The organism is Escherichia sp. 10290 (assembly GCF_030295155.1).
Classification (GTDB): Bacteria; Pseudomonadota; Gammaproteobacteria; order Enterobacterales; family Enterobacteriaceae; genus Escherichia; species Escherichia coli_F.
In genome coordinates this window covers 1,987,107-2,013,057 of sequence record NZ_AP025741.1, presented here as the reverse complement: position 1 = coordinate 2,013,057, position 25,951 = coordinate 1,987,107, and the positions used below count along the sequence as shown (strand labels likewise).

General features: G+C 48.9%; 17 protein-coding genes and 2 pseudogenes. 9 read left to right on the top strand and 10 right to left on the bottom strand.

Features of this window, described 5'->3' with window-relative positions; translation table 11 throughout:
- The first annotated feature begins 38 nt into the window (after positions 1–38).
- Together uxaB and QUE74_RS10065 are read left to right on the top strand one after the other, a co-directional pair.
- Entirely contained in the window at positions 39–1,490 is a 1,452-nt protein-coding gene (gene uxaB / locus QUE74_RS10070) for a tagaturonate reductase (protein ID WP_000854644.1), read from the top strand.
- Between the two features lie 196 nt (positions 1,491–1,686).
- A complete protein-coding gene (locus QUE74_RS10065) occupies positions 1,687–2,601 on the top strand; it encodes a bestrophin family protein (protein WP_001355376.1) in 915 nt (304 codons plus the stop codon).
- A gap of 3 nt (positions 2,602–2,604) precedes the next feature.
- Here the strand turns inward: QUE74_RS10065 and tam are convergent, their stop codons facing one another.
- From tam to lsrA, 7 genes are read right to left on the bottom strand one after another with little or no spacing between them, the layout of a single operon-like run.
- Positions 2,605–3,363: a trans-aconitate 2-methyltransferase gene (gene tam / locus QUE74_RS10060; RefSeq protein WP_001286550.1), complete on the bottom strand. Its 759-nt coding sequence runs from the start codon at positions 3,361–3,363 to the stop codon at positions 2,605–2,607.
- Positions 3,364–3,419: 56 nt separating this feature from the next.
- Complete coding sequence (gene lsrG, locus QUE74_RS10055; RefSeq protein WP_000558527.1) at positions 3,420–3,710, bottom strand: (4S)-4-hydroxy-5-phosphonooxypentane-2,3-dione isomerase; 291 nt, start codon at positions 3,708–3,710, stop codon at positions 3,420–3,422.
- Positions 3,711–3,733: 23 nt separating this feature from the next.
- Entirely contained in the window at positions 3,734–4,609 is an 876-nt protein-coding gene (gene lsrF, locus QUE74_RS10050; protein WP_000774182.1) for a 3-hydroxy-5-phosphonooxypentane-2,4-dione thiolase, read from the bottom strand.
- A 26-nt stretch (positions 4,610–4,635) separates the two neighbouring features.
- A complete protein-coding gene (gene lsrB / locus QUE74_RS10045) occupies positions 4,636–5,658 on the bottom strand; it encodes an autoinducer 2 ABC transporter substrate-binding protein LsrB (RefSeq protein WP_000172460.1) in 1,023 nt (340 codons plus the stop codon).
- An 11-nt stretch (positions 5,659–5,669) separates the two neighbouring features.
- The gene (lsrD, locus tag QUE74_RS10040) at positions 5,670–6,662 is read right to left on the bottom strand and encodes an autoinducer 2 ABC transporter permease LsrD (RefSeq protein ID WP_001222710.1); all 993 of its coding nucleotides are present in this window, start codon (positions 6,660–6,662) and stop codon (positions 5,670–5,672) included.
- Complete coding sequence (gene lsrC / locus QUE74_RS10035; RefSeq protein WP_000911156.1) at positions 6,662–7,690, bottom strand: autoinducer 2 ABC transporter permease LsrC; 1,029 nt, start codon at positions 7,688–7,690, stop codon at positions 6,662–6,664. The genes lsrD and lsrC overlap by 1 nt, the downstream gene beginning before the upstream one ends.
- Positions 7,684–9,219: an autoinducer 2 ABC transporter ATP-binding protein LsrA gene (gene lsrA / locus QUE74_RS10030; protein WP_000958014.1), complete on the bottom strand. Its 1,536-nt coding sequence runs from the start codon at positions 9,217–9,219 to the stop codon at positions 7,684–7,686. The genes lsrC and lsrA overlap by 7 nt, the downstream gene beginning before the upstream one ends.
- Before the next feature lie 249 nt (positions 9,220–9,468).
- Here lsrA and lsrR point away from each other — a divergent pair, with 249 nt between their 5' ends.
- From lsrR to QUE74_RS10000, 6 genes and pseudogenes are all read left to right on the top strand, one after another.
- Entirely contained in the window at positions 9,469–10,422 is a 954-nt protein-coding gene (lsrR, locus tag QUE74_RS10025) for a transcriptional regulator LsrR (protein WP_000154345.1), read from the top strand.
- Positions 10,423–10,500: 78 nt separating this feature from the next.
- Positions 10,501–12,093 carry an autoinducer-2 kinase gene (gene lsrK, locus QUE74_RS10020; protein ID WP_000113155.1) on the top strand — a complete coding sequence of 531 codons (1,593 nt, stop codon included), beginning with the start codon at positions 10,501–10,503 and terminating at the stop codon, positions 12,091–12,093.
- A 529-nt stretch (positions 12,094–12,622) separates the two neighbouring features.
- Positions 12,623–18,043 (top strand): ECSE_1600 family autotransporter, encoded by a 5,421-nt coding sequence (locus QUE74_RS10015; protein WP_032194083.1) that lies wholly within the window; start codon positions 12,623–12,625, stop codon positions 18,041–18,043.
- A gap of 214 nt (positions 18,044–18,257) precedes the next feature.
- Positions 18,258–18,524, top strand: coding sequence for a type II toxin-antitoxin system antitoxin HipB (gene hipB / locus QUE74_RS10010; RefSeq protein WP_001296726.1), 267 nt, complete (start codon positions 18,258–18,260; stop codon positions 18,522–18,524).
- Positions 18,524–19,828, top strand: a complete 1,305-nt coding sequence (gene hipA / locus QUE74_RS10005; RefSeq protein ID WP_001125420.1) for a type II toxin-antitoxin system serine/threonine protein kinase toxin HipA — start codon at positions 18,524–18,526, stop codon at positions 19,826–19,828. The genes hipB and hipA overlap by 1 nt, the downstream gene beginning before the upstream one ends.
- A 208-nt stretch (positions 19,829–20,036) precedes the next feature.
- Positions 20,037–20,422, top strand: a pseudogene (locus QUE74_RS10000) (hypothetical protein).
- 115 nt (positions 20,423–20,537) lie between these two features.
- Here the strand turns inward: QUE74_RS10000 and QUE74_RS09995 are convergent.
- The 3 genes and pseudogenes from QUE74_RS09995 to QUE74_RS09985 all read right to left on the bottom strand — a co-directional run.
- Positions 20,538–20,732 (bottom strand): MbcA/ParS/Xre antitoxin family protein, encoded by a 195-nt coding sequence (locus QUE74_RS09995; RefSeq protein WP_000956368.1) that lies wholly within the window; start codon positions 20,730–20,732, stop codon positions 20,538–20,540.
- Between the two features lie 951 nt (positions 20,733–21,683).
- Complete coding sequence (locus QUE74_RS09990) at positions 21,684–23,282, bottom strand: NEL-type E3 ubiquitin ligase domain-containing protein (RefSeq protein ID WP_001363937.1); 1,599 nt, start codon at positions 23,280–23,282, stop codon at positions 21,684–21,686.
- 243 nt (positions 23,283–23,525) lie between these two features.
- Positions 23,526–23,672, bottom strand: a pseudogene (locus tag QUE74_RS09985) (helix-turn-helix domain-containing protein); the annotation flags it as partial.
- Positions 23,673–23,983: 311 nt separating this feature from the next.
- Here QUE74_RS09985 and QUE74_RS09980 point away from each other — a divergent pair.
- Entirely contained in the window at positions 23,984–25,939 is a 1,956-nt protein-coding gene (locus QUE74_RS09980) for an ankyrin repeat domain-containing protein (RefSeq protein ID WP_000987960.1), read from the top strand.
- Positions 25,940–25,951: the final 12 nt, after the last annotated feature.

The window sequence follows — 25,951 nt, the reverse complement described above, 5'->3', positions numbered from 1 at the left end:
TCAAACAGGTTGTATGACTAATCAGAAGGGAACCCATTGTGAAAACACTAAATCGTCGCGATTTTCCCGGTGCACAGTATCCAGAACGTATCATTCAGTTTGGTGAAGGTAACTTCCTGCGCGCCTTTGTTGACTGGCAAATCGATCTCCTGAATGAGCACACCGATCTGAATTCTGGCGTGGTCGTTGTTCGTCCGATTGAAACTTCATTCCCGCCGTCATTGAGCACGCAGGATGGTCTTTACACCACTATTATCCGTGGCCTGAACGAGAAGGGTGAAGCGGTCAGCGACGCGCGTCTGATTCGCTCTGTTAATCGTGAAATCAGCGTCTACAGTGAATACGATGAATTCCTGAAACTGGCGCACAACCCGGAAATGCGCTTTGTTTTCTCTAACACTACCGAAGCGGGTATCAGCTACCATGCGGGCGATAAATTCGATGACGCGCCAGCGGTAAGTTATCCGGCAAAACTGACCCGTCTGCTGTTCGAACGTTTTAGCCATTTCAACGGAGCGCAGGATAAAGGTTGGATCATCATCCCATGTGAACTGATCGACTATAACGGCGATGCACTGCGTGAACTGGTGCTGCGCTACGCGCAAGAGTGGGCACTACCAGAAGCATTTATTCAATGGCTGGATCAGGCTAACAGCTTCTGTTCTACGCTGGTGGACCGTATCGTTACCGGTTATCCGCATGATGAAGTGGCTAAACTGGAAGAAGAACTGGGTTATCACGATGGTTTCCTCGACACCGCTGAACACTTTTACCTGTTTGTGATTCAGGGGCCGAAATCCTTAGCGACTGAGCTGCGTCTGGACAAATATCCGCTCAACGTGCTGATTGTTGACGATATTAAACCGTATAAAGAGCGCAAAGTGGCAATCCTCAACGGTGCACACACGGCGCTGGTGCCGGTGGCGTTCCAGGCAGGGCTGGATACTGTAGGTGAAGCGATGAACGATGCTGAAATTTGCGCATTCGTTGAAAAAGCCATCTATGAAGAGATTATTCCGGTACTGGATTTGCCTCGTGATGAACTGGAATCTTTCGCCAGTGCAGTCACCGGGCGTTTCCGTAACCCGTACATCAAGCATCAGCTGCTGTCTATCGCGCTCAACGGTATGACTAAGTTCCGCACCCGCATCCTGCCGCAGCTGCTGGCAGGGCAGAAGGCAAACGGCACACTACCGGCGCGCCTTACTTTCGCATTAGCGGCATTGATTGCGTTCTATCGCGGTGAGCGTAACGGAGAAGCGTATCCGGTACAGGACGATGCACACTGGCTGGAACGTTATCAGCAACTCTGGAGCCAGCATCGTGACCGTGTTATCGGTACCCAGGAACTGGTTGCTATTGTGTTGGCAGAAAAAGACCACTGGGAGCAGGACCTGACGCAAGTGCCTGGTCTGGTCGAGCAGGTTGCTAATGACCTGGATGCGATTCTCGAAAAAGGGATGCGCGAAGCTGTTCGTCCGTTGTGCTAATACTTTGAACCCGGTTTCGACCGGGTTTCTTATTTCACTATATTAGTTACAACATCCTATGTGCCTTTATCATTAACAGGTGCCACATGCAGCACCTGTTAATGTTGTAAGCTTGTAGGTAATTTGTAAGTAGTGTCTTGAGAATGTGATCGTAATCACGTTTAATAGGGCGACTTTTCCACGCCTGAAGATAACCATGATCGTTCGTCCACAACAACACTGGCTGCGCCGTATTTTTGTCTGGCACGGTTCAGTATTATCCAAGATATCCTCGCGCTTACTACTCAATTTTCTCTTTTCTATCGCTGTTATTTTCATGCTGCCCTGGTACACGCATTTGGGAATCAAATTCACCCTCGCACCGTTCAGCATTCTCGGTGTCGCCATCGCCATCTTTTTGGGTTTTCGTAATAACGCCGGTTACGCCCGTTATGTTGAAGCGCGAAAACTTTGGGGACAGTTGATGATTGCCTCTCGGTCGTTACTGCGTGAGGTAAAAACGACATTGCCGGATTCGGCAAGTGTAAGGGAGTTTGCCCGGCTGCAAATCGCCTTTGCCCACTGTTTACGCATGACATTACGAAAACAGCCACAAGAGGAAATGCTGGCGCGGTATCTCAAGACTGAAGATCTTCAGCGTGTACTGGCTTCAAACACTCCAGCTAACCGTATTTTGTTGATAATGGGGGAGTGGTTGGCGGTTCAGCGACGCAATGGACAGCTTTCAGATATCCTGTTTATTAGCCTCAACGATCGGCTCAACGATATTTCGGCGGTTCTGGCAGGCTGTGAGCGTATTGCCTATACGCCAATTCCTTTTGCCTACACCCTGATTTTGCATCGTACCGTGTATCTGTTTTGTATCATGCTGCCGTTCGCACTGGTCGTGGACCTGCATTACATGACGCCATTTATCTCTGTGCTGATTTCCTACACTTTTATTTCGCTGGATTGTCTGGCGGAAGAGCTGGAAGATCCGTTCGGTACTGAAAACAATGACTTACCACTGGATGCCATCTGCAACGCTATTGAAATTGACCTGTTACAGATGAACGATGAAGCAGAAATTCCAGCGAAAATTCTTCCCGATCGTCATTACCAGCTGACGTAATAATTACTCCGTACGCCGGGCAACAATAAACAGACGCGGAAATGCCAGCAGTATCTCTCCGTTCTCTTGCAGTGGATACTGCTCTTCCAGCATCTGATGGTAGCGCGTAAGAAAATGCTGCTGTTCGCTCTCGGTCAGATCCTGTAACCACGGACGTAATCCAGTGGCGGTCACCCAATCGATAATCGCCTGGTGCGACGGCATCTGGTGATAGTAGGTGGTTCGCCAGATATCGACCTCACATCCGGCTTCGCTCAAAATATCGTAGTAAGCATGAACGCCAGCCAGCGGCTCACGCCCGCGATCCGGATAATTTTGTTCCCAGGCGACTTCGCGCATGAGCACATGGGTTGGCTCTAGCCAGTTATCCGGCATTTGTACCGCCAGCACGCCCTGCGGACTGAGTAACGAAACCAGATGAGGGAACAGTTCGTAATGGTCGGGCAGCCATTGCAGCGAGGCATTAGCAAAAATCAGATCGAGTGCCTGTTCCGGTTGCCAGTTGCGGATGTCTGCTTCCACGAACTGGCAGTCTGGCAAAGCACTGCGCGCTTCAGCAATCATCGCCGGAGACGAGTCGATGCCTGTTATCCTGGCCGCAGGCCAACGTTGATGCAGCAGGGCGGTGCTGTTACCTGGGCCACAGCCAAGATCGGCAACGTATTCGATATTCTCCAGCGGCACTCTGGCAAGCAGCTCCACCGCCGGACGCGATCGTTCAGCGGCAAAGTGCAGATATAAAGAGGGGTTCCAGTCAGACATATTTTTACTCCCGTCAGCGCGTTACCCCAATTGTAGATAAAACTGATAAATTCGCCTCACGGCATCAATCCATTGAACAGACGTTTTTTACGCGGCCCGGTCATTAAAGATTCCAGTTTTGCGACACAGGTTTTGTAGTGGGGCGTGGTTTTATGGAACGCCACTGCGTCTTCATCTTTATAGGCTTCGTAGATATAAAAGCGCGAATTCACTTCCGGGTCCTGTAAGACATCGAAGCGCAAATTGCCTTCTTCCTGTACCGAGCCCAGGTGGTTCTGGCGAAAAACTTCGATAAACTCGTCAACCTTGTCTTCATGAACGTTAATTTCAACCAGTGTGACGTGCATAATTCTTCTCCTTAAATCCGCAGTTACTGTTTTTCACTCAGATAGAGTTCATATGCCCGATCAGCCGTTTCGTTATGGTGTACCACCGCCTGTACGGCTTTCATCATCGCCACCGGATGGTCAGACTGGAAAATATTACGCCCCATATCCACACCAGAAGCGCCCTGATTGATAGCCTGCCAGCACATTTCCAGCGCCTCGCGCTCCGGTAATTTTTTACCGCCAGCAATAACAATGGGTACCGGACATCCGGCAACAATCCGTTCAAAACCTTTATCGACATAATAAGTTTTGATAATCTGCGCCCCCATTTCAGCGGCGATTCGGGTAGCCAGCGAGAAATAACGTTGGTCGCGCACCATATCTTTGCCCACGCCAGTCACGGCCATGGTCGGCATTCCTACTTTCATTCCGGCATCGACCAGCTGAATAATATTTTTAATCGACTGATGTTCATATTCACTGCCGATATAAACCTGCGCTGCCACCGCGCAACTGTTCAGGCGCACGGCGTCATCCATCGATAACGCCACGGCTTCATTACTTAATTCCGCCAGAATAGAGTTCGCACCAGACGCCCGCAGTACTACCGGCTTATTGGTCGCCGGGGGGACTACGCTGCGCAAAATGCCGCGCGTACACATTAATACATCGGCATGTTCAAACAGCGGGGCGATATTTATATCAATGCGTTCAAGTCCGGTAGTCGGCCCCTGAAAATAACCATGGTCAAAGGCCAGCATCACGGTTTTACCCGTTTTCGGATTAAATATCCGTGATAAGCGTGACTGCATTCCCCAATCCAGCGCACCGCAACCTTTCAGGGTAAAAGGGATATTTTGTTGCGGTTGATCGGTGCGAAAATCTTTACCATCTTTAATATCGTCTAAATCTGCCATAACGTACTCCAGTTAAGTAATGCACATCAGAAATCGTATTTGCCGATATTCTCTTTGTTGAATACCACGCGCTCTGGCAACAGTACGATGCCATTACCATCCGCTTCGTAGTCATAGCCCTGAACGCTGTTTGGCGAGACTTCAACCTGGCCTACACCCTGGATATCCAGCTTGTCGCCCGTTTTCATTGCACCTTTTTTCAATAATGCATCCGCGACATAAACTGAAATTTTGCCTTGCTGAACGACGTCCCACAGGCCAAATTCTTTCACCGTGCCGCGCTCGACATACGGACGCATCACATTTGGTGTGCTGAATCCCACAATTGCAACTTTGTCATTTTTCAGGTTTTCTGCGGCTTGCGCGGCAGCGGGCAGGGCGTTGGCGTCCGGGGCGATAATGGCGTCGAGATCGCTATAGGCTTTTAATATTCCTTCTGCGGTTTGTAACGATTTAGTGGCATCGTTATAGCCAAACTGCGTAGTGACAATTTCCCAGCCTGGATGGTCTTTGGCGATTTTCGCTTTCGCCTCTTTCACCCACTGGTTTTGGTCCGTAACGGTGGGACTTGAGTAGAAAAACGCGACTTTGGCTTTGTCTTTATTCACCTGACGCGCCGCCATATCCACCAACATACCTCCCAACTGGGCGGGCGTTCCCTGATTAATGTAGTAAGAGCGGCACTCCGGTTTGGTATCAGAGTCCCAGGTCAGCACTCTCACGCCACGTTGCATGGCGCGTTTCAGTGCCGGACACAAGCCATCAGGCGAAACCGCAGAAACGATAATGGCGTTATACCCCTGATTGACGAAGTTATTAATCAACTGTACCTGACCAGAAACACTGGGTTCTGTCGGCCCGTCGTAGGTCACATCAACGCCCAGCTCTTTACCAGCTTGTTGTGCGCCGTTGCCACCGCTGGTAAAAAATCCCACGCCAACCAGTTTGGGAATAAAAGCAATACGCTCTGCGGCCTGCACATTCATAGAGATTGCGGCAATGCCAAGAGCGCTAAGTAAGGCGATTTTCTTAAAGCGATGAAGTGTCATGAAGATATCCTTTATGGCAATGGGTTATTGGCCCGACGCGCCAGCCACTCTTTAATTTGCTGGCGATGCAGGCTAACGGAACGACCTACGACAACGACGATAAGCAGCGCACCGGAAAGGGCGCTGGACACCTGATTTGGCACTCCTGCCATTTGCAAACCTTGTTGCAAATATCCCACTAGTAAAACCGCAATGGCGGTGCCGATAATGGAACCGGAACCACCATAAATATTGGCACCGCCAAGCACCACGGCGGTGATGGCGGGCATCAGAAACGACGCACCGAGATCGGAACGTGCTGAACCAAAATACGATACCAGCAGCACAGCGGCGACCGCAGACGCCAGCCCCGTCATGGCATAGAGCGCACATAAGGTGCGGTTAACTTTAATCGCGCTATAAAGCGCCACGCGCGGGCTTTGCCCAATCAAAAACACATTACGTCCGGCATGGGTTTTATGCAGCCAGAGCCAGAAAACGAGGAGACATATCAGAAAGATAATCAGCGGAACGGGGAGTCCCAGCACATCCAGGTTAGCGAAATCTGTAAACGCCATCGGGAATCCACCAATACCTTCGTACCCCGTCGCTCCGGCCATCCCGGAAAGCAGCAGAGCGCTTCCGGCAAACAGATACAGCGTGCCAAGCGTAATCACCAGCGGGTTAACTTTGGTATAGATAATTAATCCGGCGTTAATCAGCCCGCACAATGCGCCGAGCAGAAAGGTCAGAAGAATCGCCAGCGGCATCGGCACGCCGCTTTGAAACAGTACGCCTAATGCAATGGCGCACAAGCCGATGGTCGAGCCAAACGAAATATCGATCCCGCCACTGACAATCACCATCGTCAGCGGTAGGGCGACAATGCCAATGCAGATAAAGTCACTGGTGCTGAACAGCAACATATTGAGATCTAACATCCGCGGGTTAATTGCACCAAATGCGACAATCTCAATAACGAGCAGTGCGGCAAGAGCTAGTTCCCAACCGTAGCGAATACGCATTACGCGGCCTCCCGTTTTTTACCTGACGAAGCGGGTTTAACGGATGGCGGTGGCATCATAAAGCGGGCATATTTTTGCCGCCGCAGATTACGTTCCAGCGCACAACGCAGGCGTCCATCAAACACCAGCACCGCCAGCAGAACCAGGCCCGCGATAAAATCATTCCACCATGCCGGAATGCGCAACAGCACCAGTACACTATCGATCTGCGTCAGGAACCATGCGCCGAGTACCGCACCGATGATCGCACCGGAACCGCCGAGCAAACTAATACCGCCCAGCACGCAGGCTGCAATCGCTTTCATCTCCAGCCCGGTACCGGTCTGGTTGGGAATAAAACCGATCTGCGAAGCAAACACAATCCCCGCCAGTGCCGCCATGCAGCCGTTCAACGAAAATGCCACAATCCTAATGGCTTCCGTACGAACGCCCAGTTGACGAGCGCCCTGCAAATTATCGCCCGTGGCATAAAAACTGCGTCCAAACGCCGTCTTCGCCAGCAGCCAGGCCATAAATGCCACCAGAATTATCGTCAACCAACCAATTGCTGAAACGCCAAACAGCAGCGGGGCGGAGAGTTGTTTCAGTTCGGCGGGTAACCCCTCAATCCATTTACCGCCAGTCCACAGCAACATGATGCCCCTGTACAATCCTAATGTACCGAGCGTGGCAACAATGGCAGGGATCTTTAGCCACGCGACCAGGACACCGTTGAAAAATCCCGCGAGCAAACCAAGCAGTAAAGTCGCGACACAAGCAACAGGTAGTGAATACCCCGCGTTCAGTAACATTCCCAACAGCACTGCGCACATTCCGGTAATCGAACCCACCGAAACATCGATATTGCGCGTGAGCATCACCAGCGTCGCGCCCATTGCCAGCAGGATCAGGATTTGCGCGCTGCTATAAACCATGGTCAGCGTTTGCATACTTAAATACTGGCGGTCGAGAAAACCGGGTAATACAAACAGCAACACCACCGCCAGCAGTGCCGTGATTTCACGGTTGTTCTGGATAAACTTCAGCATGATGCCTCCTGACGCTGACTATCGCCGAAGGCAACGCGCATAATGGTCTCGACATTAATATCGCGTCCGGTCAGTGCAGAGTGGGCAATTTCGCCCTGATGCATCACATATACGCGATCTGCCATCAGTTCGATCTCTTCCAGATCAGAGGAGATAAGCAGCACAGCCACATTTTGTGCGGCGATGCTGCGCAACAGCTGGTAGATATCATTACGGGCCGAGACATCCACGCCGCGCGTCGGCTCATCGACAATCAAAACTTGCGGCGAAGCTTCCAGACATTTGGCAATCAGGATTTTTTGCTGGTTGCCGCCGGATAAGGTCCGCGCAGCTTGTTCCGGTTGGTTAAATTTAATATTCAGAGCCCGACGATAACGTTCCAGTGTGGCGTTATCTTTCGCGGTTTTCGCCCAGAATCCACGAATGTTATGAGTAAGGGCGCAGACATTCCAGGCCAGCGAAGCATCGAGATTCAGTCCGGATGACTGGCGATCTTCCGGCAGATAAACCAGACCGCGCAGTAAACGTTCTCCAGTGGATAATCTATTGATCTCTTTACCATTCAGCATAATGCGTCCGCCACGCAAAGTACGCAGACCATAGAGCGTCTCGGCCAGTTCTGTGCGTCCGGCCCCCACCAGCCCAGCCAGACCCAGAATTTCTCCGGCATTAAGCGTCAAGCTGACATTCATAAAACCTTCGCCGGTCAGGTTTTCCAGTGTCAGCACCGGCGTTCCGGCGGCATGTTGTGGGCGGTTGCCAGGTAACTCCAGCCATAATTTTTGGCTGGCAGAGAGCGATTTTTGCCGTAGCGCTGGCGTGATGGCCTGAATAATGTCGTCGGTAGACAGTTCGCTGGTTTTGCCGCTTAAGGCGATGGTTCCGTCGCGCATCACGCTAATTCGATCGGCAATCTGGCGAATTTCCGGCAGCTTATGCGAGATAAAAACAATACCCACGCCAGTAGCAAGCAACTCTTGCAAGCGACTAAACAAACGTTCGGTTTCGGCAGGGGTAAGCGAGGCGGTAGGTTCATCGAGGATCAGAATCCGCGAGTCGCGCATCAGCCCGCGGAGGATTTCCACCATTTGGCGATCGGCGACATCCAGCGATCCTGCCAGACTATGCAGATCAAACTGGCAGCCCAGCGCCGCCAGCAAGTTCTTCAGTTTCTGCATGGAGAGCTGTTTTTTTGCCAGCCCAAACAGAATGTTTTCTTTTATCGACAGGCTTGGGAAAAGCAGCGGTTCCTGGGGAACGAGATAAATACCCAACTGATGAGCATGAACTGGCGTTAATCTGGTGTAGTTGTTGCCCCCAATCTCCAGCGTACCACTATCAGCAGGGGTAATACCGGCAATGATCTTCATTAACGTCGACTTACCGGCACCATTGCCGCCAAGCAGGGCGTGGACTTCCCCCTGATGCAACGTAAAATCGATGCCTTTCAGGACATTAACCCCTGAATACTGTTTATAAACCGAGCGGGCGCAAAGTAGCGGTAACGCGCGGGTATCACTCGTTAGCATGTTTCCCCCGTTCAGTTTTGCAGGTGAGTTTTGAACAAATGTATTTCTGCTTTCAATTTGTTCATAAACCTTAGGTGGACATTGCACATATTTCCGACGAACAGATCACAATTTATGCTATTTTGATTTTCATGGTTGCGTTTGTTCATGCTCGTAGAGTCAAACTGTGGTTGCTATCACAGATATAAATGCGCAAGAACTGAACAATTGCATTAAAGATTTAAATATGTTCAAAGTGAAGAATGAATTATGACAATCAACGATTCGGCAATTTCAGAACAGGGAATGTGTGAAGAAGAACAGGTCGCGCGGATCGCGTGGTTTTACTATCACGACGGGCTGACCCAGAGCGAGATCAGCGAGCGTCTCGGGCTGACTCGCTTGAAAGTGTCGCGATTACTGGAAAAAGGGCATCAGTCCGGCATTATTCGCGTGCAGATTAATTCTCGCTTTGAAGGCTGTCTGGAATATGAAACTCAATTACGTTGTCAGTTTTCGCTGCAACATGTCCGGGTGATCCCTGGGCTTGCGGATGCTGATGTCGGCGGGCGACTAGGGATAGGCGCGGCGCATATGTTGATGAGTTTACTTCAACCACAACAGATGCTGGCGATTGGTTTTGGCGAGGCAACCATGAATACGCTGCAACGCTTAAGTGGTTTTATTTCGTCGCAGCAAATTCGCCTGGTCACGCTCTCCGGTGGCGTCGGTTCTTATATGACGGGTATCGGGCAGCTTAATGCGGCGTGCAGTGTGAATATTATTCCGGCTCCGCTGCGGGCATCCTCCGCTGACATTGCCCATACGCTAAAAAATGAAAATTGCGTCAAAGATGTTCTGTTAGCCGCACAAGCTGCGGATGTGGCGATTGTCGGCATTGGGGCCGTGAGTCAACAAGACGACGCGACGATCATTCGCTCCGGTTACATCAGTCAGGGCGAACAGTTAATGATTGGCCGAAAAGGGGCGGTTGGCGACATTTTAGGCTACTTTTTTGATGCAAAAGGTGACGTTGTCACGGATATTAAAATACATAACGAACTGATTGGCTTACCTTTAAACGCGCTGAAGACCATTCCCGTCCGGGTTGGCGTGGCAGGGGGAGATAATAAAGCCGAAGCCATTGCCGCTGCAATTAAAGGCGGCTATATCAACGCACTGGTTACCGATCAGGACACAGCAGCGGCGATTTTACGTAGTTAAATTTGCATGACCTTATTACCGGGAATGATGGAGAACGTATAGAGGAACAGACAGAACGCATAAGCCGAGGATAATCTAATGGCTCGACTCTTTACCCCTTCAGAATCAAAGTACTACCTGATGGCGCTGGATGCAGGCACCGGAAGTATTCGGGCTGTGATATTCGACCTGGAAGGCAATCAAATAGCAGTGGGACAGGCGGAGTGGCGGCATCTGGCAGTACCGGACGTTCCTGGTTCTATGGAATTTGATCTCAACAAAAACTGGCAACTGGCGTGTGAGTGTATGCGCCAGGCGCTGCACAACGCCGGCATAGCCCCGGAGTATATCGCTGCCGTTTCGGCATGTTCGATGCGCGAAAGCATTGTTTTATATAACAATGAAGGAACACCGATCTGGGCCTGCGCCAATGTGGATGCCAGAGCGGCGCGCGAAGTTAGCGAACTTAAAGAACTGCACAACAATACCTTTGAAAACGAAGTTTATCGCGCCACCGGACAAACGCTGGCTTTAAGCGCTATTCCCAGATTACTTTGGCTGGCGCACCATCGTTCTGATATCTACCGACAGGCGTCGACCATCACCATGATCAGCGACTGGCTGGCCTATATGCTCAGCGGTGAACTGGCGGTGGATCCCTCTAACGCTGGCACCACGGGACTTCTTGATCTAACCACCCGTGACTGGAAACCTGCATTGCTGGATATGGCCGGACTGCGGGCCGATATTCTTTCTCCTGTCAAAGAAACCGGCACATTGCTGGGCGTGGTAAGTTCACAAGCGGCGGAACTTTGCGGTCTGAAGGCGGGCACTCCGGTAGTCGTGGGAGGAGGCGACGTGCAACTTGGTTGCCTGGGGTTAGGCGTTGTCCGTCCGGCACAAACCGCTGTTCTTGGCGGTACATTCTGGCAGCAAGTTGTAAACTTAGCCGCGCCGGTGACAGACCCAGAAATGAACGTGCGCGTTAATCCTCATGTTATTCCTGGCATGGTACAAGCTGAATCTATAAGCTTTTTTACCGGACTCACCATGCGCTGGTTCCGCGATGCTTTCTGTGCCGAAGAAAAACTGATTGCCGAACGTTTAGGCATCGACACCTATACGTTGCTTGAAGAGATGGCAAGTCGTGTGCCGCCTGGGTCGTGGGGCGTAATGCCGATATTCTCCGACAGAATGCGCTTTAAAACCTGGTATCACGCTGCGCCTTCCTTTATTAATTTGTCTATTGACCCGGATAAATGTAACAAAGCGACATTGTTCCGTGCGCTGGAAGAAAATGCGGCGATTGTATCAGCGTGTAACTTGCAGCAAATCGCTGATTTCTCGAATATTCATCCTTCATCGTTAGTCTTTGCAGGCGGAGGTTCAAAAGGGAAATTATGGAGTCAAATTCTCGCTGATGTCTCGGGATTACCCGTCAATATTCCGGTGGTCAAAGAAGCCACCGCATTAGGATGTGCCATTGCAGCTGGCGTCGGTGCCGGAATTTTTTCATCAATGGCAGAAACCGGAGAACGCCTGGTTCGCTGGGAACGGACGCACACACCAGACCCGGAAAAGCATGAACTTTATCAGGATTCACGCGATAAGTGGCAGGCAGTTTATCAGGATCAGCTGGGGCTGGTTGATCATGGACTGACGACGTCGTTATGGAAAGCGCCTGGGTTATAGTTTCATTGACAGCCACATCATGATGACTGTGGCTGTTAGTTTTTGAGTATTGGTATTCTTATTTCCCTTCTTTAGAGCTGGCTTGTTAAATGCCAGCTTGCAGATTCATCGTTCCATCACCAGTACTATATTCAAGGGAAAATTGCTATTTTTCTTAAAGCATTAAGCATAACCCTTATTTTATAGCGAATATTCTTAAAGGCATTAATGGATGAAAAAGTGTTTTAATAAACTTCTGTTTTTAGCAATTAGTGCTATTCTTTGTTAAATATGATGATGATAATCTTCTTATTGAAAGAAACAGTTTTCTTATTAAGCAACAATAACTCATGGTTCATTTTTAAATAAAATAAGAACTATGCAATTTTTAATCTATCGATTCGAAAGTATTAGCAAATTAGCCAAATTGACACCTTCCCACCTCCAACCAACACTCAATACAGACCTCTGACAACTTAATAAGTTTCATTTTTAACGTCTGATGGCTCATCTCTTTCGTGGCTGTATTGTTTGTATATGGAGCGTTTATATGAATAGAATCTATCGCGTGATATGGAATTGCACCCTACAGGTATTTCAGGCCTGCTCGGAATTAACTCGCAGGGTAGGTAAAACATCAACGGTTAATTTGCGTAAATCCTCTGGATTGACAACGAAATTCAGTAGATTGACGCTGGGTGTTTTGCTGGCACTAAGCGGTTCAGCGTCTGGTGCGAGTCTGGAAGTTGATAATGGTCAGATTACCAATATTAATACTGATGTTGCTTACGATGCCTACCTGGTTGGTTGGTATGGCACTGGAGTGCTTAATATTTTGGCTGGCGGTAATGCCTCCTTAACCACTATTACTACCAGCGTCATTGGTGGTAATGAGGACTCAGAGGGCACCGTTAACGTTTTGGGTGGCACCTGGCGATTGTATGATAGCGGAAATAATGCAAGGCCTTTAAATGTGGGTCAATCCGGAACGGGAACGCTGAATATTAAACAGAAGGGTCACGTTGACGGAGGATATTTAAGGATAGGTTCTTCGACAGGAGGCGTCGGGACGGTCAATGTTGAAGGAGAGGACTCGGTTCTGACGACCGAATTATTCGAAATAGGGAGTTACGGTACAGGCTCATTAAATATTACGGATAAGGGTTACGTCACGAGTTCAATAGTCGCCATTGTAGGATATCAGGCGAACAGTAATGGTAAGCTTGTCGTTGAAAAGGGTGGCGAGTGGCTAATAAAAAATAATGATTCCTCAATTGAATTTCAAATTGGTAATCAAGGGACGGGCGAAGCAACTATTCGCGATGGGGGGCTAATTACGGCTGAAAATACGATTATCGGTGGCAACCTCACCGGTATCGGAACCCTGAATGTGCAGGATCAAGACTCTGTCATCACGGTACGCAGACTCTATAATGGATATTTCGGTAATGGCACAGTCAACATTGCCAATAATGGACTGATTAATAATAAAGAATATTCATTGGTGGGCGTTCAGGACGGGTCCCACGGTGTCGTCAACGTGACCAATAAAGGGCATTGGAATTTCCTCGGAACGGGCGAAGCTTTCCGCTATATCTATATCGGTGATGCTGGCGACGGTGAACTTAATGTCTCGAGTGAAGGCAAAGTAGATTCGGGAATTATCACTGCGGGGATGAAAGAAACAGGCACAGGCAACATTACTGTTAAGGATAAGAACTCCGTTATCACTAATCTCGGAACTAATCTTGGTTATGACGGCCACGGCGAAATGAATATCAGTAATGAGGGGCTTGTTGTCAGCAACGGAGGAAGCTCACTCGGTTATGGAGAAACCGGCGTCGGGAAGGTTAGCATCACCACGGGGGGGATGTGGGAGGTCAATAAGAATGTCTATACCACTATTGGTGTTGCGGGCGTCGGAAACCTCAATATCAGCGATGGCGGTAAGTTCGTATCGCAAAATATTACTTTTTTGGGCGATAAAGCAAGCGGTATCGGCACACTGAACCTGATGGATGCGACATCATCGTTCGATACTGTAGGTATCAATGTCGGTAATTTTGGTAGCGGCATCGTAAATGTCAGTAATGGTGCAACCCTTAATTCAACGGGCTATGGATTTATCGGAGGAAATGCCTCCGGTAAGGGGATAGTTAATATTTCAACGGATAGTCTCTGGAATTTAAAAACGTCATCTACTAACGCCCAATTGCTACAGGTCGGTGTATTAGGCACGGGTGAACTGAATATTACCACCGGAGGTATAGTTAAAGCGCGTGATACACAGATAGCTCTCAATGACAAAAGTAAGGGCGACGTGCGGGTGGATGGGCAGAACTCTCTTCTTGAAACATTCAATATGAACGTAGGGACGACTGGCACAGGTACGTTAACCCTGACGAATAACGGCACGCTGAATGTCGAAGGTGGAGAAGTTTACTTAGGTGTTTTTGAGCCTGCTGTAGGAACGCTAAACATTGGTGCTGCTCATGGTGAGGTGGCGGCAGATGCCGGGTTTATCACCAATGCGACGAAAGTGGAGTTGGGTCTTGGCGAAGGCGTTTTTGTCTTTAATCATACCAATAACAGTGATGCCGGCTACCAGGTCGATATGCTGATTACGGGTGACGATAAAGACGGAAAAGTGATGCATGATGCAGGCCATACGGTGTTCAATGCAGGGAATACTTATAGCGGTAAAACGCTGGTCAATGACGGCCTCCTGACTATTGCGTCACATACGGCAGATGGGGTAACAGGCATGGGTTCGAGTGAAGTAACCATTGCAAGCCCCGGTACGCTCGACATTCTCGCATCAACGAACAGCGCAGGAGATTACACGCTGACCAATGCGCTCAAAGGCGATGGCTTGATGCAAGTGCAGCTGTCATCCTCCGACAAAATGTTTGGCTTTACCCATGCAACAGGAACTGAATTCGCCGGTGTTGCCCAACTGAAAGACAGTACCTTTACACTGGAACGCGACAACACCGCTGCGCTTACTCACGCGATGCTTCAGTCTGACAGTGAAAATACCACATCGGTAAAAGTGGGAGAGCAATCCATTGGTGGACTAGCCATGAATGGCGGTACGCTCACTTTCGATACGGATATACCTGCTGCGACGCTTGCGGAGGGATATATCAGCGTCGATACACTGGTTGTCGGCGCGGGTGACTACACCTGGAAAGGCCGTAACTATCAGGTAAACGGGACGGGCGACGTGCTTATCGACGTGCCTAAACCGTGGAATGATCCCATGGCGAATAACCCTCTGACTACGCTCAATTTGCTGGAACACGATGATAGCCATGTCGGCGTTCAACTGGTGAAGGCGCAAACGGTTATTGGGTCGGGTGGCTCATTAACGTTACGTGATTTACAGGGCGACGAGGTGGAAGCGGACAAAACGTTACACATTGCACAAAACGGAACAGTGGTCGCCGAGGGTGATTATGGATTCCGACTCACGACCGCACCTGGTGATGGTTTGTATGTTAACTATGGGCTGAAAGCGCTGAACATCCATGGTGGGCAAAAGCTGACGTTAGCCGAACATGGCGGAGCCTATGGCGCAACGGCCGATATGTCGGCAAAAATCGGTGGTGAAGGGGATCTGGCAATCAATACGGTGCGACAGGTTTCGCTTTCCAACGGTCAGAACGACTATCAGGGGGCAACCTATGTTCAGATGGGGACATTACGTACCGATGCGGATGGCGCGCTGGGCAATACTCGGGAACTGAACATCAGCAACGCGGCCATCGTCGATCTTAATGGATCGGAGCAGACGGTAGAGACATTCACCGGGCTGATGGGTTCGACTATTTTGTTCAAAGAAGGTTCGCTGACGGTGAATAAAGGTGGGATCAGTCAGGGCGAACTGACAGGTGGCGGAAACCTGAATGTTTCAGGGGGAACACTGGCTATCGAGGGGCTTAATGCACGCTACAATGCGTTAACCAGCATTAGCCCAAATGCGGAAGTCAGCCTCGACAATACGCAGGGGTTAGGCAGAGGAAATATTGCCAATGACGGTCTGTTAACGCTAAAAAACGTGACCGGCGAACTGCGCAATAGCATAAGCGGTAAAGGTATCGTGAGCGCAACCGCCAGCACAGACGTAGAGCTGGATGGCGATAATAGCCGCTTTGTGGGGCAATTCAACATCGATGCAGGCAGCGCGCTCAGCGTCAACGAGCAGAAAAACCTGGGTGATGCTTCCGTTATCAATAATGGCCTGCTCACCATCGCCACTGAGCGTAGCTGGGCGATGACGCACAGTATCACCGGTAGCGGCGATGTGACAAAACTGGGGACCGGGATCCTGACTCTTAACAACGATTCCGCGGCGTATCAGGGTACGACGGATATCGTGGGTGGTGAAATTGCTTTCGGTTCCGACTCTGCCATTAATATGGCAAGTCAGCACATTAATATCCATAACAGCGGTGTGATGTCGGGAAATGTCACCACTGCAGGTGATGTGAACGTTATGCCTGGGGGGACACTGCGTGTCGCCAAAACCACTATCGGCGGCAATCTGGAGAATGGTGGCACGGTTCAAATGAATAGCGAAGGGGGGAAACCGGGGAATGTACTGACCGTTAACGGCAACTATACCGGAAACAATGGCCTGATGACGTTCAACGCGACGCTGGGCGGCGATAATTCACCCACGGATAAAATGAACGTGAAAGGCGATACCCAAGGGAACACTCGCGTTCGGGTTGATAACATTGGCGGCGTCGGTGCACAAACGGTCAACGGTATTGAACTCATTGAGGTTGGCGGTAATTCTGCAGGTAACTTCGCGCTGACCACCGGAACTGTCGAAGCTGGGGCTTACGTCTACACGCTGGCTAAAGGGAAGGGGAATGACGCGAAAAACTGGTATCTCACCAGTAAATGGGACGGCGTAACGCCGCCGGATACTCCTGACCCCATTGATAATCCACCTGTTGTGGATCCGGAAGGCCCATCAGTGGTTCGTCCGGAAGCCGGGAGCTATATCAGCAACATAGCCGCAGCCAATACGCTGTTTAGCCATCGATTACACGATCGCCTTGGGGAGCCGCAATACACAGAGTCCCTGCGAGTTCAGGATTCGGCAACCAGTATGTGGATGCGACATGTCGGGGGGCATGAACGTTCCAGTGCCGGAGACGGTCAGTTAAAAACGCAGGCCAACCGCTATGTATTGCAGTTAGGCGGCGATTTGGCGCAGTGGAGTAGCAACGCGCAGGATCGCTGGCATCTCGGCGTCATGGCTGGCTATGCCAATCAGCACAGTAATACACAGAGTAACCGTGTGGGTTATAAATCAGATGGGAGCATCAGCGGTTACAGCGCAGGACTGTACGCGACCTGGTATCAGAACGCTGCGAATAAGACCGGCGCTTATGTTGACAGCTGGGCGCTGTATAACTGGTTTGATAACAGCGTCAGTTCCGATAACCGTTCTGCTGACGACTATGATTCTCGCGGTGTGACGGCCTCTGTTGAGGGTGGATATACCTTTGAAGCGGGAACATTTAGCGGCAGCGAAGGGACGCTGAATACCTGGTACGTCCAGCCACAGGTGCAAATCACCTGGATGGGTGTGAAAGATTCTGACCATACCCGGAAAGACGGAACACGCATTGAAACGGAAGGTGACGGAAACGTGCAAACGCGACTTGGGGTGAAAACCTACTTGAACAGTCATCACCAGCGCGACAATGGTAAACAGCGTGAGTTCCAGCCTTACATTGAAGCGAACTGGATCAACAACAGCAAAGTCTACGCCGTGAAGATGAATGGTCAAACCGTAAGCCGTGATGGTGCGCGTAATCTCGGTGAAGTACGTACCGGGGTTGAGGCGAAAGTAAATAACAACCTTAGCCTGTGGGGGAATGTTGGTGTGCAACTAGGTGATAAAGGCTATAGCGATACTCAGGGCATGCTGGGTGTGAAATATAGCTGGTAAACCGTATAAGCCGCATGTCGAAGATGGCATGCGGCTGCTTAATATTGCCGACTTCAAACGACTTTTAAATCCTCCTTTTTATCCGCGATCGCGGATATCACAGTGTTTATCCCGTAGAGCGGATAAGATGTGTTTCCTGATTGACTTTATCCCCACTAAAGGATAAAACTGATAATATCCCCTTGAGCGGATAAATATGCTGTGGACGTATGACATGATGAGCTTTCAGAAGATCTATAGCCCAACGCAATTAGCGAATGCAATGAAACTGGTTCGTCAGCAAAATGGCTGGACGCAGAGCGAGCTGGCGAAAAAAATCGGTATTAAGCAGGCGACAATTTCCAATTTCGAAAACAATCCTGACAATACCACGCTCACGACATTTTTTAAGATTTTACAGTCGCTTGAACTCTCAATGACGCTATGCGACACGAAAAATGCCTCGCCAGAATCAACAGAACAGCAAGATCTGGAGTGGTAATGCCTAAACTTGTCACTTGGATGAACAACCAGCGGGTAGGCGAGTTAACGAAGTTAGCCAATGGCGCGCACACCTTTAAGTATGCACCGGAGTGGTTAGCTAACCGTTATGCCAGACCGTTGTCACTTTCGCTGCCATTGCAGAGAGGGAATATCACCTCTGATGCCGTATTTAACTTCTTCGATAACCTGTTACCCGATAGCCCGATTGTACGTGACCGGATCGTTAAACGTTATCATGCTAAATCCAGACAACCGTTTGATTTATTGTCAGAAATAGGGCGAGATAGCGTTGGTGCCGTAACGTTATTACCCGAAAATGAAACCATAACGCGCCCGATAATGGCATGGGAACAGCTCACTGAAGCCAGGCTTGAAGAAGTATTAACGGCTTATAAAGCAGATATCCCTCTAGGCATGATTAGAGAAGAAAATGACTTTCGCATCTCGGTTGCTGGCGCGCAGGAGAAGACAGCGCTGCTCAGAATAGGCAATGACTGGTGCATTCCGAAAGGAATAACGCCGACGACGCACATCATTAAATTACCGATTGGCGAAATCAGGCAGCCCAATGCGACGCTCGATCTCAGCCAAAGCGTTGATAATGAGTATTACTGTCTGCTGCTGGCGAAAGAACTTGGGTTGAATGTGTCGGACGCAGAAATCATTAAAGCGGGAAATGTGCGCGCGTTAGCGGTCGAACGTTTTGACAGGCGTTGGAATGCTGAGCGAACGGTTTTACTTCGCTTGCCACAGGAGGATATGTGTCAGACATTCGGTTTACCTTCATCGGTGAAATATGAATCAGATGGAGGCCCAGGCATCGCGCGGATCATGGCTTTTTTGATGGGGTCCAGCGAGGCGCTGAAAGATCGCTATGATTTTATGAAGTTTCAGGTGTTCCAGTGGTTGATTGGCGCAACGGATGGCCATGCAAAAAACTTCTCCGTATTTATTCAGGCTGGCGGCAGTTATCGACTCACGCCATTTTACGACATCATTTCAGCATTTCCGGTATTGGGTGGCGCAGGAATACACATCAGCGATCTCAAACTGGCAATGGGGCTTAACGCATCCAAAGGCAAAAAAACGGCAATCGATAAAATTTATCCGCGACATTTTCTGGCGACAGCAAAGGTGCTGAAATTTCCGGAAGTGCAGATGCATGAAATCCTGAGTGACTTTGCCAGAATGATTCCGGCAGCACTGGATAACGTGAAGACTTCATTACCGACAGATTTTCCGGAGAACGTGGTGACGGCAGTTGAAACCAATGTGTTGAGGTTGCACCGTCGCTTAAGCTGAGAATACGGTATTAAGTAAGATATGGGGTTTGGCCGTTGTTAATGAGCAGGACAATCATGACCGCCAACGACTGGATTCTCCCTTGGTTTATGTTGGTGCGCATAATGTATATTATGTTAAATAGCCTATGATGGTAAACAACTTCATATCTCTCCATTGCCTCTCACGAAAGGAACTGGACACACTGATCGAGCACGAATTACAACTGATGCTGGCTGAAGGCTTTGACAAGTCCCCTATTTCCGCCAAGGCTCTGCATATTCGGCTCAAGGCAAAAGGTATCGTTAACGGTGGTTTAAGTACGCTGAGCAGCCTTGAGCGAAAACGCCTAATTGCTGCCTATGTTGATCAGCAACTTGGCCCGTTGAATCTACGCCCAAAAGAAAAACAGCAATACGTCAACCGCAAAACCCGTCAGGCCTTGCTGGCCAGAAACCAGCAGTTGCAGGCGGAAGTCAGTGAACTGCAAGACCAACTGGCGCAGAATACCCTATCGTTGATAGAAATTGTCAAAGCGGTAAAAATCAATACGGTTATTCCGGTGGAAAGTCTGTTGCCAAACATGTAATTCGGGAATTACACAAGTCGTCATAATGCTGGTTATAATTTTCGGCAAAGGGCATGGACGATTTCTTTCCGTCATTCTGTATATTGCTTACCTTCCCAAATTTCTCCAACCGTTAGTTGGAGAAATTAGATGAGTCGTAAATCATGAATAAACCCCTTGCTCTATTCGAAAAATGAGCATGGCAACTTTCAACACCCCCTCTTCTGAGTCCATTATCTCAGAGGGCGTTTTCCACTGTAATGCTCTGTTTGGTTCATTGCACCAGTTTAATGCTGCACTTTCGTTACCTTCAAAAAGATCAATAGCCTTTTGAAGAACGTCATTTTTTGTCAGCATGTTTTACACCTGAAGACGTTTTGAGTGCTTCGATAAGACTACTTCGCTCTTCCTCTGTCATCCGGGATATGAGCAATGCAAGTTCTGCTGTTGTCTGATCATCACAAAAAAAGTAGTTCAACGGCACGTTTAACTCTGCCGCCATCCGTCGAATCGTATCAATATCGGGGACATGGCGCCCTTTCTCATAATGATTCATACGACTGCTAGCCGATGCGGGATCAAAGCCAACATGAAGAATTGATAATTGCCGTGCCGAGCAGAGAAAATGAATTCCGGAAACTTTCTCTTAAGCAAGATAAAAGACATATTAAGATAAATGAAAAAATAAAAACACTGATTAGGATTGGTAATAAAAATATTACAATAAGGCAATGAATTTTAAAAAGGATTTGAAGTTTAATACAGTCATGAAAAAGAGAGGGCAAAGCCGACCCCGCCCTCTCCCTTCATGCACTGATAAGCCTCACTAATAGTGAGTGTTAGCAGCGCGTACCACTGTATGCTAGACCTGAAAAATATAATCTCAGTCAGTCCCAGATGCAACCTTTAACACTTCAACGCAACAAATTAAACAACGAATAGCCACAAACGTGTAGACAGTGCACTGATACGGATAAAAGTAACGCTCCTGAATTGCTCAATCAATGATATATACCCTGTTTTACTGACATATCTGACAGCGGGTGGATTTCCTTCAATTATTGATATAACACCATACGCACTACATCTGTCTCCACCAGAATATGAGGTGAAATTGTTGCGCACCGGTTAATCCGGGTGTACTGGTCAAACTGTTTTTACGGTGCGCCTGTTTTATAGCCTTCAGTTGCGCAATGCGTCGACTTCGCATGGCTTTCCTCATGACTGCCGCTTTACCATTGCGCAATTCGCCGATGTAGTCGGTGCCCCCCGGAAAATCAAACGGTTCTGGTTGTTCTCTGTACTGCTTCAGGGCGTATAGCCCGATACCTCAGCAGACGGGTTTTCCCCGGAGCGAGGCCTCTGGGGTTCATAATTAATCGTACAGCCAAAGTACCAAGCGTTCGGCCGGCTGGGCGGCCGGCTGGGCGGCCGGCTGGGCTTGCTGGTCAGTTTGTTCCAACACACATTAAGCATCTCCAGTCCGCTGGGCAGGCGGTCCGGCAGGCTGGTCAGCTGGTTATTACTCACATCAAGCACCTTCAGCCTGACGGGCAGCACCGGCAGATGGATCAGCTGGTTATTACTCACATTAAGCGTCCTCATATAGCCGGGCAGCTCCGGCAGGCTGCTCATGAGGTTAAAACGCACATCAAGCGTCACCAGCCCGGCGGGCAGCGCCGGCAGGCCGGACAGCTGATTATTACTCACATCAAGCATCACCAACCCGGCGGGCAGGACCGGCAGGCTGCACAGCCGGTTTCTACTCACATCAAGCTTCTCCAGACTGGCGGGCAGCACCGGCAGGCTGCACAGCTGGTTTTTACACACATAAAGATGCTTCAGCCCGGCGGGCAGGACCGGCAGGCTGTCCAGCAAGTTTCTTCTCACATCAAGCTCCTCCAGCCCGGTGGGCAGCTCCAGCCCGGTGGACCTGAAGAGATTGTTTCCACCCACATTAAGGTGCTTCAGCCCGGCGGGCAGGACAGGCAGGCTGCACAGCTGGTTTCTACTCACATCAAGCTTCTTCAGCCCGGCGGGCAGGACCGGCAGGCTGTCCAGCAAGTTTCTTCTCACATAAAGCTCCTCCAGCCCGGTGGGCAGGACCGGCAGGCTGCACAGCTGGTTTCCACTCACATCAAGCTTCTCAAGCCCGGCGGGCAGCTCCGGCAGGCTGGTCAGCATCAGATTTGCCAGTTCTAGTTCCAGTGCCGAAGCTCTATTGCATGCTCTATTGTATATATATGCCTTCACCCTACTAAGAGCTTCTGCCCTGTATTCCCCGGGAGCATTCACCTTGGCCCAGGCACGCCATGCCGTTATCTGGGCCACCCAGTCCGGGACTTTATCGATATACTTCCGGAGCAGTTTACAGTGTGGTTTATCGCCAGTCAGAGTTACAGACAACGCTACTTTTGGCATACCTGGTATGTACATTGTCATGATGGGCTCATCGACGACGGACAGGTTCAGTAAGAGCCCTATCGGCGGGTCTTCCTTTTTGGCCGGGATGGTGTAAATATTGGGATTGTCTGTGGACTCGAAGCTCAGGAACATATTTGTCAGCTGATCACTTTTGGTCAAACATTGATCGTGAAGGAGGGAACGACAAACCATGTGGATGAAAGTTTCTTCGGATGCGTTGTGTAATATGGTTGTATAATCTGATGAGGATAAATCATCCCAGTTTTCTATCTTGCTGGTCTTGCTGGTCTTACTGGTCTTGCTGGTCTTGCTGGTCTTGCTGGCTGCGATATCGTTTAATGAATTGTTTAATAAATCGGTTAATACATAGCCGATATGAAGACGGTTTGCTGTCTGGCTGGATTCATCGGGTGCCCAATATTCATTTTCATTGGGTTTAACATATACACCGGATGCACCGGATAAAGAAGTAGGCTGGAGCATGATACCTCACAAAAATGTGTTGATGAAAAGCCGGATTCTGTCCATATTCCCGTGAACCGGCTATCAAAATTCGCGCATTTTGCCAGGTATTCATGTGGTTAAAATTTATCTGGTGCGTTTCCGGTGGTTTTGCAGTTCACCAGCTACAATCGCTAGCAACGGCACATTTATACTCAACATAAGTTAAATCATATTGACTGTTAACTTACTTCATGAACCAAGATGCATCGTCAATGGCGGCTTAACATGGCGTCCTGTCTCATAATGATTCATACGACTGCTAGCCGATGCAGGGTCAAAGCCAACAAGGAGACCCAGAGAGCGCTGTGATAATCCCGCCCTGCATCTCGCTTCCTTAAGTCGCTCTGGTATCGGATTTTTTTCAGACACTGATTCATCTTCATTTGCCTCGAATGCTTAGAACGAAGAATGGAATGAATCGTATCATCATGTGACCCCGTAAATTTCTCGTTCAAGTCAGTTGCAACTCGAATTCGAATATCGTGAGGCAGGTGCCCCAGGTGGGTTAACTTCTGAATGACAAAAGCATAAAAGAAATCATTTAAAATGAGCGATATTTGATAGTTTTTCTCCGGTTTTAAAATAGTATCAGGTGAATCTTTATCCCGGCATTATCCGGGATAATATTCAGATTTCTGTTAATGTCAGTAATGGGTTCGATAAATTAAAAGGTGATTATTATGATGTCCGTTAATGGTGATGTCCACACTATAATACTCAGATCTTCTACTACAAATACTACAAAAGACCTGTGCGATAATGGAAACATGATACCACTGGCGGGTATCAAAGCCATACTTGATACAAGTTCCGGAGGATTTTCCAGTTGGGTCAAAAAGTTACTATATGCTATTGCTCATTTGTTAGGAAGCGAAAAAATTCCGAACAATGAGAATATGCGGGAAGGCATGGAATATCTTAAGTTGATTTTTAAAAGCGCCATTCAGGAAGAGAAGTACAGATATGTCATCCGGGATGAGAGTGGCGAGGTTTATGTAGAAATAAACTTTGCCCCGGAAGCGAAACAGTTGTCCATCAGTTGTGCCGGGGGGAACGAATCAATATGTTGTACAGAAAAAGAGTTTACAAACGTTAAACAAAACCTCATAGAAAAATATTGTCCGAGAAATTACCAAACGTCCTATGATCTGGTTGCGAACAAGCTTTACAGGTATGACATTTTAGAAGAGCTGATGGCTTGCGACAACAGGGGTGAGAGCATTTTGTTCAGGGCTATGCGGGACGGGGATACAGATTTGATTGAAAGCCTTCACCTGTCCGAACTTACCAGTAAAGGCGAACTCACCTCCAGTAAGATGCTAAAATTACTGGAGGCGTCAAGCGAAGGGGGTACCCCGGGTTTGTATATGGCCATGAAGAACGGACGCTATGACATGCTGGATACAATACTGGGCTTGCTCGCCAAACTGCCCGATAATTATAACATTAACAAAAATGATGTACTGAGGTTACTGAAAGCAAAAAACTCTGATCCGAGATCTAATTCGATTGAAGGGTTGGAAATTGCCATGACGGAAGGACATGATAAAATACTGATAACGATGATGGAAATGCTTCCCGACGTGGTCAAGAGGTTTGGAATTACCAATGATGAGATGCGGGATTTAATCAATCCACGTAGGGGTGATGATCGCGCTTTGAGCAAAGCCATGCTTAATGGGAAAGAAAACATAGTGACCGCTATGCAACGGTTACTCCCCGACCATGCCGAGAAATTACAACTCAGCAAAGAGGATGTCTTTAATATACTGTCTTCATTCAACGATAAAACTTCCCAAAACCCCTCGGGTTTATTTAAGGTCATGTCACATGGGAAGGTAAATATGCTGAAGTTCATGCTGGATAATCTCTGCGCGCTACCGAAGGAGGTATTTACCAAAGAGGATATTCTGGGTTTCCTGGCTGTAAGAAATGCGAATGGCATGACGGGGATGGCGCATGCTATGTCTTATGGTCATGTGGAAATAGTGAAGGCCATGCTGGACCGTCTCTGCTCGATGAAGGGGGAGTTTAATATTACCAAAGACTATGTCCTCAATAATATACTGGCTTCAAAAAACGGCAACGGCTGGACAGGGATATCTTTAGCCATAGCGCACGGACATGTGGAAATACTGAAGACCATACTGGACGCGCTCCCCATGCTGAATGATAATTTTGACATTACCGGCGCGGATATACAAAAGTTTCTGTTTGCAAAAATCGACGAAGACATCTCGGGTTGGACCAAAGGTATGGACAGAGGGAATAAGGACAAACTGATAAGCATGTACAAAATGCTGTTCGATAACATACTGATGGATAATAAGTCAGATATTCCTGTTGATTTGCTGAGGGAATTAAATATTGTCAGCCATATTGTATTGACAGAAACTGGAAAACCAAAAACAGACGAAATAGCAAGGCACTCTGAAACCAGCCTCACCTACGGACAACTCCGGCAATGGAGTGATCTGAGTGTACGGCGGGCGGCCAGGAGTTTAGAGGATTACTGTCGGAACCTAAACATTAATGTGGACACTGTCAAACCCTACCTGACCCCAGACGGGCTTACTCCCCTCGGCGAAGAGATGCGGGATAATGTAAAAGTGCCGGGGCTCACTGTTGTGGGGTAAGGCCCTGCACAT